The sequence below is a fragment of the Citrobacter freundii complex sp. CFNIH2 genome (assembly GCF_002880615.1).
GTDB lineage: Bacteria > Pseudomonadota > Gammaproteobacteria > Enterobacterales > Enterobacteriaceae > Citrobacter_A > Citrobacter_A amalonaticus_F.
This window is the reverse complement of record NZ_CP025757.1, coordinates 4694843-4709580: the sequence shown is the minus strand read 5'-3', so window position 1 is coordinate 4709580 and position 14738 is coordinate 4694843. Positions and strand designations below refer to the sequence as shown.

At 53.5% G+C, this 14738-nt stretch carries 13 protein-coding genes; 10 read left to right on the top strand and 3 right to left on the bottom strand.

The features are described 5' to 3' along the window. Positions 1-48: 48 nt before the first annotated feature. Positions 49-687: a peptide-methionine (S)-S-oxide reductase MsrA gene (gene msrA / locus WM46_RS23120; protein WP_102603462.1), complete on the top strand. Its 639-nt coding sequence runs from the start codon at positions 49-51 to the stop codon at positions 685-687. Positions 688-689: 2 nt separating this feature from the next. Here msrA and WM46_RS23115 read toward each other — a convergent pair whose 3' ends face one another. Next, positions 690-1745 carry a LacI family DNA-binding transcriptional regulator gene (locus WM46_RS23115; RefSeq protein ID WP_102603461.1) on the bottom strand — a complete coding sequence of 352 codons (1056 nt, stop codon included), beginning with the start codon at positions 1743-1745 and terminating at the stop codon, positions 690-692. Positions 1746-1935: 190 nt separating this feature from the next. Here WM46_RS23115 and WM46_RS23110 point away from each other — a divergent pair, with 190 nt between their 5' ends. From WM46_RS23110 to WM46_RS23080, 7 genes are all read left to right on the top strand, one after another. Continuing rightward, positions 1936-3090, top strand: coding sequence for a Gfo/Idh/MocA family protein (locus WM46_RS23110; RefSeq protein ID WP_061075423.1), 1155 nt, complete (start codon positions 1936-1938; stop codon positions 3088-3090). Between the two features lie 15 nt (positions 3091-3105). Then, positions 3106-4290 (top strand): Gfo/Idh/MocA family protein, encoded by a 1185-nt coding sequence (locus WM46_RS23105; RefSeq protein ID WP_061075424.1) that lies wholly within the window; start codon positions 3106-3108, stop codon positions 4288-4290. Then, positions 4287-5354 carry a Gfo/Idh/MocA family protein gene (locus WM46_RS23100; RefSeq protein WP_061075425.1) on the top strand — a complete coding sequence of 356 codons (1068 nt, stop codon included), beginning with the start codon at positions 4287-4289 and terminating at the stop codon, positions 5352-5354. Before WM46_RS23105 ends, WM46_RS23100 begins: the two co-directional genes overlap by 4 nt. A gap of 11 nt (positions 5355-5365) precedes the next feature. Next, positions 5366-6388: a Gfo/Idh/MocA family protein gene (locus tag WM46_RS23095; RefSeq protein WP_102603460.1), complete on the top strand. Its 1023-nt coding sequence runs from the start codon at positions 5366-5368 to the stop codon at positions 6386-6388. A 69-nt stretch (positions 6389-6457) separates the two neighbouring features. Then, complete coding sequence (locus tag WM46_RS23090; RefSeq protein WP_061075426.1) at positions 6458-8002, top strand: MFS transporter; 1545 nt, start codon at positions 6458-6460, stop codon at positions 8000-8002. 142 nt (positions 8003-8144) lie between these two features. Then, positions 8145-9482, top strand: coding sequence for a hemolysin family protein (locus tag WM46_RS23085; protein ID WP_061075427.1), 1338 nt, complete (start codon positions 8145-8147; stop codon positions 9480-9482). Between the two features lie 203 nt (positions 9483-9685). Next, on the top strand, positions 9686-10714 hold the full coding sequence (locus WM46_RS23080) for a hypothetical protein (protein ID WP_102603459.1): 1029 nt from the start codon (positions 9686-9688) through the stop codon (positions 10712-10714). 62 nt (positions 10715-10776) lie between these two features. Here WM46_RS23080 and WM46_RS23075 read toward each other — a convergent pair whose 3' ends face one another. Next, positions 10777-10983, bottom strand: coding sequence for a DUF1107 domain-containing protein (locus WM46_RS23075; RefSeq protein WP_004857160.1), 207 nt, complete (start codon positions 10981-10983; stop codon positions 10777-10779). A 323-nt stretch (positions 10984-11306) separates the two neighbouring features. Here WM46_RS23075 and WM46_RS23065 point away from each other — a divergent pair, with 323 nt between their 5' ends. Then, positions 11307-11864 (top strand): YtfJ family protein, encoded by a 558-nt coding sequence (locus WM46_RS23065; RefSeq protein WP_102603458.1) that lies wholly within the window; start codon positions 11307-11309, stop codon positions 11862-11864. Here the strand turns inward: WM46_RS23065 and cysQ are convergent. Beyond that, positions 11854-12594, bottom strand: a complete 741-nt coding sequence (gene cysQ / locus WM46_RS23060) for a 3'(2'),5'-bisphosphate nucleotidase CysQ (protein WP_061075430.1) — start codon at positions 12592-12594, stop codon at positions 11854-11856. The two genes, WM46_RS23065 and cysQ, sit on opposite strands and share 11 nt — an antisense overlap. A gap of 188 nt (positions 12595-12782) precedes the next feature. On the opposite strand from cysQ, the gene WM46_RS23055 reads away from it, so the two are divergent. Next, positions 12783-14726 (top strand): bifunctional 2',3'-cyclic-nucleotide 2'-phosphodiesterase/3'-nucleotidase, encoded by a 1944-nt coding sequence (locus WM46_RS23055; RefSeq protein WP_102603457.1) that lies wholly within the window; start codon positions 12783-12785, stop codon positions 14724-14726. Positions 14727-14738: the final 12 nt, after the last annotated feature.

Below are 14738 nucleotides of genomic sequence, written 5' to 3'. Positions count from 1 at the left end.
CTTGTTACAACCTTAACCCCAATTACTGATTTTCGGGAGAATGGCACCATGAGTCTATTTGATAAAAAGCACCTGATTTCACCGTCAGATGCACTACCTGGGCGCAATACCCCGATGCCCGTGGCGACGCTGCATGCCGTCAACGAACACTCGATGACAAATGTCCCCGACGGGATGGACATCGCCATTTTCGCGATGGGCTGTTTCTGGGGGGTTGAACGGTTGTTCTGGCAACTGCCTGGCGTTTACAGCACTGCGGCAGGATACACCGGCGGCTATACGCCCAACCCCACCTACCGGGAAGTCTGCTCCGGTGAAACGGGCCACGCCGAAGCGGTACGCGTGGTGTACGACCCGGCGGTCATCAGTTATGAGCAACTGCTGCAGGTGTTCTGGGAAAACCACGATCCGGCACAGGGCATGCAACAGGGCAACGACCACGGCACTCAGTATCGTTCGGCTATCTATCCACTGACGCCAGAACAGGATAGCGCCGCTCGCGCCAGTTTTGAGCGCTTCCAGGCCGCCATGCGCGCGGCAGGCGATGACCGTCCCATCACCACCGAAATCAGCAACGCGACGCCGTTCTATTACGCTGAGGACGACCACCAGCAGTATCTGCACAAAAACCCGTACGGCTACTGCGGTATCGGCGGGATTGGCGTCTGTTTACCCCCTGACGCATAACATCAACGCTCCACCGCCACGCGGGCCGCATGCCGCGTGGCGCTGGCAACTGTGCCCTTGTGTGAAAGCATCCCCTTCAGCAGCAGATTAAATACCGGCGCGCAAGGTCGGTTCAGGCGGTGTTGCAGCAGATGCACCGCCTCTACGCCCAGCGCCCGACAGGGGATGGTAATACAGCTCATCGTCGCCACGATGCGGGCGTCCAGCTCCTGTACGCCGGTGGTCATCAGTGACATATCCTCAGGCACGCGCACCCCGTGAGCGTTCAGTACGCGCAGAATACCGGTGGACATCGGCGCTCCTGCGCAGAAAATCACTTCCGGCCAGTCATGGCACGGCGTATCGTGCAGCCATTCGCCTATTGCTTTCTCCGACTCCTCGGCAGAAAACCCTTCCGTGACCAGCAGATCGCAATGGGCGTCAAACGGGATCTGGTACTGACGATAAACCTCTTTGATGCCCTCCAGTCGCCAGTACATCGTCTCCCGCCGCAGACTGGTGACGTTAAGAATACGACGGTGCCCCTGCTCGAACAGATACTGCGCCGCCCGATTACCAATCGCCCGATGGTCCGGCGACACCGAATCCAGCAGCCCTTCCCGATCCTGCGAGTTGATCAGCACACAGGGTTTCTCCAGCGACAGCGCCAGCTTATGGATCGTCGGATCATCAATCCCGATCAGGATGATGGCATTGATGTTTTTATGGTTGGCCTTTTCCAGAAAGATTTTGATATCCGCGCGCTGCTCATCCAGACCGCAATAGCTCACCCAGACATCGTGTGAAGCGACCGCTTCTGCAATTCCGCGCGTCACTTCAAGGTAAAAAGCATCCCCCTGCGGCGTGAACGTGCGCTGCGGAGCAAAGACGGCGATGCCGTTAATCAACAGTCGCCCGCTGGCGAGCGAGTCGAGCACGCCCAGTTGTCGTGCGCATTTCACAATCGCCTCACGCGCCTTGCCGCTGGTGTAGGCCTTTCCGCTCAGCACCCGCGAAACGGTACTCACAGAGAAGCCCGTTAAGGCGGCAATTTCATCCATTTTCAGCTTGCCCGGCATTCTGTGACCCCGCTCGCAATGTATCTTTGCAAATTTTTGCAGACGTACTTCATTGATTCTAAAACACCTTTTTAATTAGCTCGCTAACTTATTTTTCGTCCTGCAAGCGCTCTCACAAAATCCCGTTGTCGGGCATCCAGGCGTTTCTTATGTTCCGCTTATCCCTCATTGCTCCTGAATAAGGCATGACATGAAAAAAGTACGTTTTGGCATTATTGGTGTGGGTAACATCGGTACAGTTCACGCCCGTTATCTGCTGGCAGAAACCGTAAATGACGCCTGCCTGACCGCCGTCTGCGACAACAACGCCGCTAAGCATGCCGCTATCCGCCAGTTGGTGGGTGATTCCGTGACGCTGTTCAGCGACGCGCGCGCCATGCTGGAGAGCGGACTGATCGACGCTGTCATCGTCGCCACGCCGCATTACGACCATCCAGAGCTATCCATCATGGCAATGCGTCTGGGGATCCACACCCTCTGTGAGAAACCCGCTGGCGTCTACACCGCGCAGGTTAAAGAGATGAACGCCTGCGCCCGCCAGTGCGACGTGGTCTTCAGCATGATGTACAACCAGCGGCCTAACCCGCTGTATCAGAAGGTGAAAGACCTGATCGACAGCGGCGAACTCGGCGAACTGCGCCGCTCTAACTGGATCATCACTAACTGGTATCGCTCACAGAGCTACTACAACTCCGGCGGCTGGCGCGCAACCTGGAAAGGCGAAGGGGGAGGTGTATTGCTGAACCAGGATCCGCACCAGCTCGATCTCTGGCAGTGGCTGGTCGGTATGCCCGTGCGAATGCGCGCCTTCTGCCAGTTCGGCAAACATCGGCAGATTGAAGTTGAAAACGAGGTGACGGCGTATGCCGAGTACGCAAACGGAGCGACAGGGGTCTTCATCACCACCACCGCCGAGGCGCCGGGCACGAACCGTCTGGAAATTGTCGGCGATCGCGGCAAAGTGGTCGTCGAAGAGGGTCGCCTGCGCTTTTGGCGGTTACGCGAGTCCGAAACGGAATTTAATGCCCGCTGGCAAAACGGCTTCGGCGAGCCGGAGTGCTGGGAAGTGACTATCCCCACCGCTCCGGAGTGCAGCGAACACGTTGTCATTACCCGCAATTTCACCGCGGCCATCCTGCATGGCGAACCCCTCATCGCCCCCGGCCAGGAGGGTATTCACGGCCTGACGCTATCCAATGCGATGCATCTCTCCACCTGGACCGACGACTGGGTCTCGCTGCCGATTGACGAGCAGCGCTACTACCAGTTGTTGCAGGAACATGTGGCGTCATCGGTCGAAAAAACGGTCGCCAGCCGCACGCTGGACGCCTCCGGAACCTGGTAACGGCGGGGAGTGATCATGCTGAACATCGCGATTGTCGGAACGGGGAATATCTCTCATCAGCACATTCAGGCCTATCAGGCATTTCCTGAACGCTGTCGGATTGTCGCCCTGGTGGATATTTTTCCCGAAAAAGCCGTAGAGAAAAAAACGCGTTACGGACTACACGACGCCCAGATTTACTCCAGCCATCAGGCAATGCTGGAGAGCGCGATGGCGGTTGATTTGGTGGATGTCTGTACGCCGCCTTACGTCCACGCGGAAATTGCCATCGCGGCCCTGAACCGCAGCAAACATGTCCTCTGCGAAAAACCGATGGCAGCGTCGCTGGAAGAGTGCGACGCGATGATTGCCGCACAGCAGGCCAGCGGCAAAATCCTGTCGGTCATCGCGCAAAACCGTTTTACCGACGCCTTCTGGCGTTTGAAAGCGGCAGTGGATTCCGGCCTGGCGGGCAAGATTTGCCACGCTCAGGTGGATTCCTTCTGGTGGCGCGGACACTGCTACTACGACTTGTGGTGGCGTGGGACGTGGGAGAAAGAAGGCGGTGGCTGCACGCTCAACCACGCAGTGCACCATATTGACGCCATCCAGTGGATGCTTGGTTTTCCCCGTGAAGTCGTCGCGATGATGACCAACGTCGCCCACGATAATGCGGAAGTGGAAGATCTCAGCGCGGCTATCTTCCGCTACCCCAACGGCGCGCTGACCCAACTGACGGCCTCCGTGGTGCACCACGGTGAAGATCAGAAAATTGTGATTCAGGGCGAGAAGGCGCGCATTTCCGCGCCGTGGAAAGTATTTGCCAGCCAGTCCGCAGACAATGGTTTCCCACAAGCAGAAAACGATGATGCGCGCGAAAACAGACTGACGGCGCAGTTCCACGCCACCCCGGCTCTGCAATGGACGCTGCATACCGGGCAAATCGACAACGTGTTAACCGCCATTGAACAGCAGGTCGCGCCGCTGGTAGATGGCGAACAGGGCAAACGATCGCTGGAATTGATCACGGCTATCTACAAATCGGCTATTACCCGTACGGTGGTAACGCTGCCTGTTCAGCGTGACGATGTGTTTTATCGCACGGGCGGCCTGCTGCACAACGCGCCGCATTTTTATCAGAAATCCACCTCAGTGAGCCATTTCGCTGAAGCCGGTGCGATCCCGCTGGGTAAAGACTTAGATTCAGGAGCAGAAGAATGAACAAGCATGACGGAATGCACTACGCCCCGACCAGTAAACCTCAGCCGGTCGTCAAGCCTGGCGAATTTATCATTGCCGCAGCGGCTCTCGATCACGGCCATATCTACGGCATGTGCAACGGGTTGACTGAGGCCGGTGCGACGCTGAAATGGGTGTACGACCCGGATCCAGCAAAAGTGGCGCGTTTTTTACAGCAATTTCCGCAGGCGCAGGTCGCCGATTCTCTGGAAACGATCCTCAATGATGCAACGATAGACCTGGTCGCCAGCGCGGCGATCCCTTCCGAACGTTGTCCGCTGGGGCTGAAGGTGATGGCCGCCGGGAAAGACTATTTCACCGACAAAGCGCCGTTAACCACGCTGGAACAACTGGAAGACGCCAAAGCGATGGTGGCAAAAACCGGGCGTAAATACGCGGTCTACTACAGCGAACGTCTGCATGTGGAAAGCGCCGTTTTCGCAGGAGAGCTGATCAGGCAGGGCGCGATTGGCCGGGTCATACAAACCCTTGGCACCGGTCCGCACCGTGAAGGCAGCGATCGCCCGGACTGGTTTTACGAGCGACGCTATTTCGGCGGCATTCTCTGTGATATTGGCAGCCACCAGATCGAGCAGTTTCTGTTCTATACCGGCAACAGCGATGCGCACATTGTGGCAAGCCAGGTACGCAACGTGAATCACCCGCAGTATCCACAGTTCGAAGACTTTGGTGACGCGATGCTGGCGGGAGACAACGGCGCAACGGGCTACTTTCGCTGTGACTGGTTTACACCGGGTGGTCTTTCGACCTGGGGCGATGGCCGCCTGACGCTGCTCGGCACTGAGGGCTATATCGAAATCCGCAAATATGTCGATCTCACTCGCGGTGAGCAGGATGTGGTCTATCTGGTCAACAAAGAGGGCGAATTCCGCTATCCCGTCGCGGGCAAAGTCGGCTTTCCCTACTTTGGTCAGCTCATCCTCGACTGTATCCAGCGCACCGAAAACGCCATGACGCAGGAACACGCCTTTAAGGCGGCGGAACTGTGCGTTAAGGCGCAGATGCAGGCAAACGCAAGCGCGTGACGGGAGGCACCATGAACACAGTGAATGCCGCCATTATCGGCGGTGGCGCGATCCATGCCATCCACGCAGAGGCGCTGCAGCAGTTACCCAACGTCAGGCTGCGCGCAATTGCCGAAACGGACATCAACAAAGGACGGCAGTTGGCGGCGCTTTATGATTGCCATTTTTATCATGACTACCGCGAAATGCTCTGGGATGACGCGATCGACGTTGTGCATATTTGTACGCCGCACTATCTGCATAAACCGATGATCCTTGCCGCGCTGGCGGCAGGAAAACATGTGTTCTGCGAAAAACCGGCGGTGATGCGCGCGCTGGACGTGGGTGAAATCGAGACGGCCCTCGCCCATGCGCGGGGCAAGCTGGGGATCTGTTATCAAAACCGGCTCAATCCCACCAGCCTCGCCATGAAGCAGCAGTTGCAGGAGGGCGTCATCGGCAAGATGCTCGCAATGAAAGCGGTGCTGACCTGGTCGCGTGGCGGTAGTTATTACACTGCCAGTCCCTGGCGCGGAAAATCAGCCACCGAAGGCGGATGTCTGCTGATCAACCAGGCGATCCATACGCTCGATCTGATGCAGTGGTTTGGCGAAGGCGCAACGCGGGTCAAGGGGGTGGTCGATAGCACCTGGCTTGCCAGTACCATCGACGGTGAGGACAGCGCCATGGCGACTTTTGCCTTTCGCAACGGCGCGCGTGGACTGTTTTATGCCAGCAACTGCCACACCACCAACTCACCGCTACAGCTGGAAATCCACGGCGAAAAAGGCACGTTGCTCCTTGAGGGAAGCGAGCTGTGGCATATCAACGGGGAGACGCGGCAAAAGCTGGCAAGCGACGCCGCCCCCGATGGCAGCGGTAAACGTTACTGGGGCGTCGGCCATCGTGAAGCGATCCGTCAGTTCTATTACGCCCTCCACCATCCCACCACCGGGAACGTATGCAACATTCACGAAGCCGCTAAATCATTGCAGATTGTCGATGCTATTTATCGTTCGTCGCAATTACGGACCTGGATAACTCTGGAGAAATAAACCCGCAGAAAGTGAATGCAGGCCGGATAAGGCAATCCGGCAATCAAGTGACCCTACAGGAATAATGATATGGCGAAACCTACTGAACGTAGAGTAGGTTACGGCGTAGCGATTGGCTATGGCGTAACCGATTTATTTGGTGGCGGTGCATTCGCAGTTATTGGCACCTGGCTGTTATTTTTTTACACCACCTATTGTGGACTGTCTGTACTGGAAGCCGGTTCTATATTTGCGATTGCACGTATCATCGATGCAATATTAAGCCCAGTGATGGGTTATATTACCGATAATTTTGGCAATACCTGGCTGGGCAAAAAGTTTGGCCGCCGTCGTTTCTTTTTATTGATCAGTGCTCCGCTCATGTTTCTCTACGCGCTGGTGTGGATTACCGACATGAGTTACTGGTATTACCTGGGAACGTATCTTTCCATCGAGTTGCTCTCAGCGATGGTGCTGGTTCCCTGGGAGACGCTATCGGCAGAGATGACCAACCGCTTCAGCGAACGAACTCGCCTCTCCGGCGTGCGCATGATGTGTTCACAGTTGGGCGGTTTTTTAGCGGTTTCCGTTCCGGGTATTATTATGCAATATACGGGTAAAGATAATTCATTGACCTATACCCTGACCGGGATCGTATTTGCGATTATCTATTGTATTGCGGTATTCACCACCTGGGCGACAACCTGGGAAGCAAAAGATGTGCGAGAAGAATATGAATTCACGCCGGACACACAGCGCAGTACAGGATTATTTAATCACCTGAAGTATTTGGTTGTGGATCTCTTTTCCGCCTTTAAACTGCGTATTTTTCGCCAGCACATTATTATCTATATTTGTTCATTCACCGCCCTGGATGTCTTTGGCGCGGTATTTACCTATTACGTGGTCTATGGATTAAAACAGGATGCGGCAACGGTTTCTGGCCTTTTAAGTATTGCCGCATTTGTCTCAGTCCCCGGCACGTTCGGCTTTATGCAATTGATGAATAAGCTCAACATGACGCCTTCCGCAGCGCTGCGCCTCTCCTATGGCAGCATTTTCTTTGTTCTGGCCTGTCTGTTGACCCTTTATCTGGGCGATATCCAACTCCCGGCACTGCTCTTTTCCGCGATATTTGTCCTGTTCGGCCTGGCAAAAGCCGGGTTGTACTACATCCCGTGGAATATCTACAGCTTTATTCCGGATGTGGATGAGATCGTCACCCGTCAGCGCCGGGAAGGCATTTTTGCCGGGGTGATGGTGCTGACCCGCAAAAGCACCGTCGCGCTGGCGATTATGTTGATTGGCGTGGTGTTGGAAGAGAGCGGTTTTGTTAAAGGCGGCGGTTCGCAACCCGTCAGCGCGCTGCACGCGATCATTGGTCTGATGATATTTGCCACCGCCGCCCTGTTGGCCGTCAGCTTTTACACCACGTTCCGCTTTAAACTGACGCAAAAGACGCACAAAATTCTGATTAAAGAGGTGGCGCGCCGCAAACTTGGCGGTAAATGTGAAGATTGCGACGAAGAGACCCGCGCCGTCATTAAGTCACTCACAGGCTTCGCCTACGATGAAATCTGGGACGCCACGCCGGACACACGCGATAAGAGGCGAACGGCTACCGCTGAAAATTAAGCCTCTGGCGGCTTTACAGTCCCTTACGCTATACTAGCCCCTGAACTTACCGGCTCACCTCTACGAGCCGGTTTTCATTAAGCTATACCACATGGATTTATCAACTTCCCTTCCGAGGATCTGGCGTGACGCCGGATAAGATATGTTAAACAGTATTTTCATTATTCTTTGCCTGATCGCTGTGAGTGCGTTCTTCTCGATATCCGAGATCTCACTTGCCGCCTCACGTAAAATTAAACTCAAACTGCTGGCCGATGAAGGCAATCTCAATGCGCAACGCGTGTTGAAAATGCAGGAAAACCCGGGGATGTTCTTCACGGTAGTGCAAATCGGTCTGAACGCGGTCGCCATTCTTGGCGGTATCGTGGGTGATGCCGCATTTTCCCCCGCTTTTAACACGTTATTTTCTCGCTATATGTCGCCGGAACTCTCTGAGCAGTTGAGCTTTATTCTCTCCTTCTCGCTGGTCACCGGTATGTTTATCCTCTTCGCGGACTTAACCCCGAAACGCATCGGTATGATTGCGCCAGAAGCTGTGGCTTTGCGTATCATCAACCCGATGCGCTTCTGTCTGTTTGTTTTCACGCCGCTGGTGTGGTTCTTCAACGGGTTGGCGAACGTGATCTTCCGCATCTTCAAATTGCCGATGGTGCGCAAGGATGACATCACGTCTGATGATATTTATGCCGTAGTGGAAGCCGGCGCGCTCGCAGGTGTGTTGCGTAAACAGGAACATGAGCTGATTGAGAACGTGTTCGAGCTGGAATCGCGCACCGTGCCATCCTCCATGACGCCGCGTGAAAGCGTGATCTGGTTCGATCTGCATGAAGACGAGCAGAGCCTGAAAAACAAAGTGGCGGAACATCCGCACTCCAAGTTCCTTGTCTGTAACGAAGATATTGACCACATCATTGGTTACGTTGACTCGAAAGATTTACTGAATCGTGTTCTGGCGAATCAGAGCATGGCGCTGAACAGCGGCGTGCAAATTCGTAACACTCTGATTGTTCCGGATACGCTGACCCTTTCTGAAGCGCTGGAAAGCTTCAAAACCGCCGGTGAAGACTTCGCGGTGATCATGAACGAATACGCACTGGTCGTGGGGATCATCACGCTGAATGATGTAATGACCACGCTGATGGGCGATCTGGTCGGCCAGGGCCTGGAAGAGCAGATTGTGGCGCGCGACGAGAACTCCTGGCTGATTGACGGCGGTACGCCGATCGATGACGTGATGCGCGTGCTGGATATCGATGAGTTCCCGCAGTCGGGCAACTACGAAACGATTGGCGGCTTTATGATGTTCATGCTGCGTAAAATCCCGAAACGGACCGATTCCGTGAAGTTCTCGGGCTACAAATTCGAAGTGGTGGATATCGATAACTACCGTATCGATCAGCTGCTGGTGACCCGCCTGGACAGCAAACCCAGCGTACTGGTACCGAAGCTGCCGGACGCAAAAGAAGAAAGCACATCCTGATGATCGTCGGGGCAACAACCCTGTTGCCCCTCATCAAAATTCCTTATCCCTTCTTGCGCTAACCCATTGACGTAAAATAAAAACCGTAATCATCGCCAGCAAATTATTGCAAAAATCATGATTAAAATACGAATAATTAATCAGTGATGAATGAAACAAGCTCGCCAAAAATCACTTAACATTCCTGTTAAGAGGAAATCATTATGGCGTTCTGTAATCACGATAACGTTATTATTGATGAGTTCAGATTTAAAATTAATCAATTGCTGCAACTGGTTGAACTCACGGCGCTAAAAACGCCCTCCTCTGGCCTGAATATTGATGATATTAAAGAAATTAAAGCCCGCTTCCTGAGCCATAACGATACGCTTGAAGACCTCTGCTACATCGAGAAAAAGTTAATCAGTATCGCGCCCAAAGACTGCCTGGATAAGTATTATCTGCAGCTCATTTTTCGCTATAAAGAGGTATTACCGAAGGAATCTGAGAAATATATCTACAACAAGGATGGAGAAACGGCCATTGCCGATGAAGAAATCCTGAGAAAAGAGACGCTTTTTATTTCCGGGTTATTGCATAAATTCTACCATTTCCTTGATAACAAAGAGAAAGTAATCGCAAAATATAAAATGCTGTTTATTACACTACTGCTAATCATGTTTGCGGTGTCAGCACTCTCCTTTGCGTTTACCGTTGTGACCAATTCGATGGAAGCCCATTCCCGGCTCGCGCTTACGAGTGATGCGGCAATGCTGGTGATTGCGAGTATTTGTGCAGGTTATTTTGGCGCCATTATCAGCATTGTCCGGCGCATCCAGGGCATCGCTGAAGAAAACATGGATGGGATTGATCGGGAAGATTTACTGCTAAAACTGGTTAACGGTAAATGGGGGATCTTTCTCTCTATCGTTTTAGGAACGCTCGCCCCGTTTGTGTTATTACTCCTCCTCGTCATGCTACAGGATACGAATTTCACCGTTGATAGCGTTAGCATTGACGTCCTGCCGAAAATTCAACAATTGGGTGAAGCGTGTGGTTGCGGTACGAAAAGCAGCCCCGGCACCGCCATGTCGTTGCTTTATGGTTTACGGTTTGAGACCAAAAAAGATATTGCTGAATACATCCTGCTGTCTATCGCCTGCGGTTTTTCCGAACGCTTCGTCCCCGACGTACTGGACAGGGTCAGTAAAGAGCTGGAAGCAAAGGTTGGCGGTAGCACGACCCACTCGTAGCCCTACAAACATCAACGGCTCCCAGTGGGAGCCGTTTTTTAAACTACTGCATAGCACTTTGGTTAAGCCATCTCAGTTTGCAGACGCAGAACCTGACGGTTAACTTCGGACATCACAGACAGATGCTGTTTATCCTTCACTTTTGGGATAAGAATCTTGCCCTTATCAAACTCAAAAGCGCCAACGTCCTTGATATATAACCGTCCACGGAACAGGATCTTCACGTACTTCGCCACTTGCAGTGGGTTGTACCGTTGGAAAATTTTCATTGTTATCTCCTGCTTAAGTCACGCCCTTGTGGTACCACAATCGGTCCAACCGTTCTAAGGCGCAAAATTTAATGCCATTTGACTATAGACTATCTGTACGATGTTTCCAGCGCGTATAAGTTTATTTACCTTTTCATTACAGTTAATCAGAATCATCTCTGAATCAGGGTGCGCTCCTCAGTATAAGCCTTCGTTTTTCGCAGGATTTGTGCGCCCGTCCGCAAACTGGCATCACTCTTGCGGGAAAAAGCATCATTCGCACATATGATTAAAAATCAGACCCAAGTGGTCGGATCACCTGCAAACAATAAGAAGGAAACACCATGACCTTACGTAAGATTCTGGCGCTGGCGTGCCTGTTGGCGCCAATAATGGCCTCCGCGCATAGCTTCGAAACAGGCCAGCGCGTCCCGCCGGTAGGGATTGCCGATCGCGGCGAATTGATTCTTGAAAATGATAAGTTCAGCTATAAAAGCTGGAACAGCGCACAGTTGCCCGGGAAGGTGCGAATCCTTCAGCACATCGCCGGGCGTACCTCCGCTAAAGAAAAAAATGCGACGCTGATTGAAGCGATCAAAGCGGCTAAGCTGCCCCATGACGTTTACCAGACCACGACGATCGTCAACACTGACGACGCGATTCCTGGCTCCGGTATGTTTGTGCGCAGCAGCCTCGAGAGCAATAAGAAGCTCTACCCGTGGTCGCAGTTTATTGTCGACAGTAACGGCGTGGCCCGTAAAGCCTGGCAACTGGATGAAGAGAGCTCTGCTATCGCGGTGCTTGATAAAGAGGGTCGCGTACAGTGGGCGAAAGACGGGGCGCTAACCCAGGAAGAGGTGCAGCAGGTCATTGCCCTGCTGCATAAGTTACTTAATAAATAGAGACCCGGAAGCCGGGGTTGAGGAACGATTCACGCGGGGTGTAATCCAGCGGTTTACCCTGCCAGTCGTGAACGTGCGCCCCGGCCGCTGCCGCGACGGCATGACCCGCAGCGGTGTCCCAGACGTTGGTCGGTCCAAAGCGCGGGTACAGTTGCGCCTGCCCCTCCGCGACCAGGCAGAACTTCAGCGACGAACCAATCGACGTCGTCTGGTGCTCGCCCAGTTGTTGTAAATATTCTTTCAGTTCGTTGTCTGCGTGAGAGCGGCTAATCACCACCAGCGGCGGACGCGCGTCACGTACCTGAATTTGCTTGCGCACATTGCACTCTTCTTTCCAGGCTTTGCCTTCCGCCGCGCTGTACATCACTTTCATCACCGGCGCATAGACCACGCCCAGTACCGGTTTGCCCTTCTCGATAAGCGCAATGTTTACGGTGAACTCGCCGTTGCGTTTGATGAACTCTTTGGTGCCATCCAGCGGATCGACTAACCAGTAGCGCTGCCAGTGCTGGCGCACTTCCCAGGCTGGCGGGTCCTCTTCGGAGAGCACAGGAATATCCGGCGTCAATTGCGTCAACCCTTCAACAATCACCGCGTGCGCCGCGATATCGGCCGCTGTCACCGGGGAGTCGTCCTGCTTGCTGGCAATCTCCATCGGTTTGACTCCATCATAGACCTGCATAATGGCATCGCCCGCGTTCCGTGCAAGCTGGCATACGTGTTCTAACATTCTCCACCTCATTTGTGGCAGTGGTCTTAACTCATTGTTTTACTTATACCCGATCAAAAGCGAATCCGCCAACTGTGATAGTGTCTGCGGTTTTGCTTGCTAAACTGATGCATGCTTCACAGTTCTGTAAGCAAGAAGATATAAATACATTTTTTACTGTGTTTCAGATCTTAAAAGGATGCCCTCTGATGATTAAGTTTAGTGCAACGCTTCTGGCCACGCTGATCGCGGCCAGCGTGAATGCCGCGACCGTCGAGCTGCGGATAATGGAAACCACTGATTTGCATGGCAACATGATGGATTTCGATTATTACAAAGATACCGCAACCGAAAAATTCGGACTGGTACGCACCGCAAGCCTGATTAACGCCGCACGCGATGAAGCCAAAAACAGCGTGCTGGTCGACAATGGCGATCTGATTCAGGGCAGTCCGCTGGGCGACTATATGGCGGCCAAAGGGCTAAAAGAGGGGGATATCCATCCGGTCTACAAGGCGCTGAATACGCTGGATTACGCGGTGGGTAACCTCGGTAACCATGAGTTCAACTACGGGCTGGAGTATCTGCAAAAAGCGCTGGCTGGCGCGAAATTCCCTTACGTTAACGCCAATATCATCGACGTTAAGACCCAAAAGCCGCTGTTTACCCCTTATCTTATTAAAGAGACGGATGTCGTCGATCAGGAAGGCCATAAGCAGACGCTGAAAATCGGCTATATCGGGTTTGTCCCTCCGCAGATCATGACCTGGGATAAAGCGAACCTGAGCGGCAAAGTGACGGTTAACGATATTACCGAAACCGCACGTCAATATGTGCCGGAAATGCGTGAAAAAGGAGCCGATGTGGTGGTGGTGATCGCGCACTCGGGACTCTCTGCTGACCCATACCAGAGCATGGCTGAGAACTCGGTTTATTATCTCAGTGAAGTGCCAGGCGTGGACGCAATCATGTTTGGTCATGCTCACGCGGTCTTTCCCGGTAAAGACTTTGCCAACATCAAAGGCGCGGATATCGCAAAAGGGACGCTGAACGGCGTGCCGGCGGTGATGCCGGGCATGTGGGGCGATCATCTGGGTGTGGTGGATCTGGTGCTCAATAACGACAGCGGCAAATGGCAGGTGACGCAGGCCAAAGCCGAAGCGCGCCCCATTTACGACGCCGCCGCGAAGAAATCACTCGCTGCCGAAGACCGCAAACTGGTGGATATTCTGAAAGCTGACCACGACGCGACGCGCGAATTTGTCAGCCAGCCGATCGGCAAATCCGCTGATAACATGTACAGCTATCTGGCGCTGGTGCAGGACGATCCGACCGTTCAGGTGGTCAATAACGCACAGAAAGCCTATGTCGAACATTTCATTCAGGGCGATCCGGATCTGGCGAAACTGCCGGTGCTTTCCGCCGCCGCTCCGTTTAAAGTTGGCGGGCGCAAGAACGATCCGGCCAGTTTTGTCGAAGTCGAAAAAGGCCAGTTGACTTTCCGCAATGCCGCTGACCTTTACCTGTACCCGAACACCCTGGTGGTTGTTAAAGCCAACGGTAAAGAGGTAAAAGAGTGGCTGGAGTGCTCAGCCGGGCAGTTTAATCAGATCGATGTCACCAGCAGCAAGCCGCAGTCGCTCATCAACTGGGATGGATTTCGCACCTATAACTTCGATGTGATTGATGGCGTGGAATACCAGATTGATGTCTCACAGCCCGCACGCTATGACGGTGAATGCCAGACGGTAAATCCGTCCGCAGAAAGGATTAAAAATCTGACCTTCAACGGCAAGCCGATTGACCCGAATGCCACTTTCCTGGTCGCCACCAATAACTATCGCGCCTATGGCGGTAAGTTTGCCGGAACCGGCGACAACCATATTGCCTTTGCATCACCGGATGAGAACCGCTCGGTGCTGGCGGCATGGATTGGCGCGGAATCTAAACGCGCCGGGGAAATTCATCCGGCGGCCGATAACAACTGGCGTCTGGCGTCGATTCACAGTGAGAAAAAACTGGATATCCGCTTCGAAACCTCGCCGGGGGATAAAGCCGCCGCGTTTATCAAAGAGAAAGGCCAGTATCCCATGCAACACGTCGCTACCGATGACATCGGTTTCGCGATTTATCAGATGGATTTAAGCAAGTAACGTTAATGCCGG

Excerpts from the sequence above, each read along its gene's own strand:
- WM46_RS23090 (WP_061075426.1), top strand. The coding sequence starts at position 6,458 with ATGGCGAAACCTACTGAACGTAGAGTAGGTTACGGCGTAGCGATTGGC.
- WM46_RS23110 (WP_061075423.1), top strand. The coding sequence starts at position 1,936 with ATGAAAAAAGTACGTTTTGGCATTATTGGTGTGGGTAACATCGGTACA.
- WM46_RS23080 (WP_102603459.1), top strand. The coding sequence starts at position 9,686 with ATGGCGTTCTGTAATCACGATAACGTTATTATTGATGAGTTCAGATTT.
- WM46_RS23115 (WP_102603461.1), bottom strand. The coding sequence starts at position 1,745 with ATGCCGGGCAAGCTGAAAATGGATGAAATTGCCGCCTTAACGGGCTTC.
- WM46_RS23100 (WP_061075425.1), top strand. The coding sequence starts at position 4,287 with ATGAACAAGCATGACGGAATGCACTACGCCCCGACCAGTAAACCTCAG.
- WM46_RS23105 (WP_061075424.1), top strand. The coding sequence starts at position 3,106 with ATGCTGAACATCGCGATTGTCGGAACGGGGAATATCTCTCATCAGCAC.
- msrA (WP_102603462.1), top strand. The coding sequence starts at position 49 with ATGAGTCTATTTGATAAAAAGCACCTGATTTCACCGTCAGATGCACTA.
- cysQ (WP_061075430.1), bottom strand. The coding sequence starts at position 12,594 with ATGTTAGAACACGTATGCCAGCTTGCACGGAACGCGGGCGATGCCATT.
- WM46_RS23085 (WP_061075427.1), top strand. The coding sequence starts at position 8,145 with ATGTTAAACAGTATTTTCATTATTCTTTGCCTGATCGCTGTGAGTGCG.
- WM46_RS23065 (WP_102603458.1), top strand. The coding sequence starts at position 11,307 with ATGACCTTACGTAAGATTCTGGCGCTGGCGTGCCTGTTGGCGCCAATA.
- WM46_RS23095 (WP_102603460.1), top strand. The coding sequence starts at position 5,366 with ATGAACACAGTGAATGCCGCCATTATCGGCGGTGGCGCGATCCATGCC.
- WM46_RS23075 (WP_004857160.1), bottom strand. The coding sequence starts at position 10,983 with ATGAAAATTTTCCAACGGTACAACCCACTGCAAGTGGCGAAGTACGTG.
- WM46_RS23055 (WP_102603457.1), top strand. The coding sequence starts at position 12,783 with ATGATTAAGTTTAGTGCAACGCTTCTGGCCACGCTGATCGCGGCCAGC.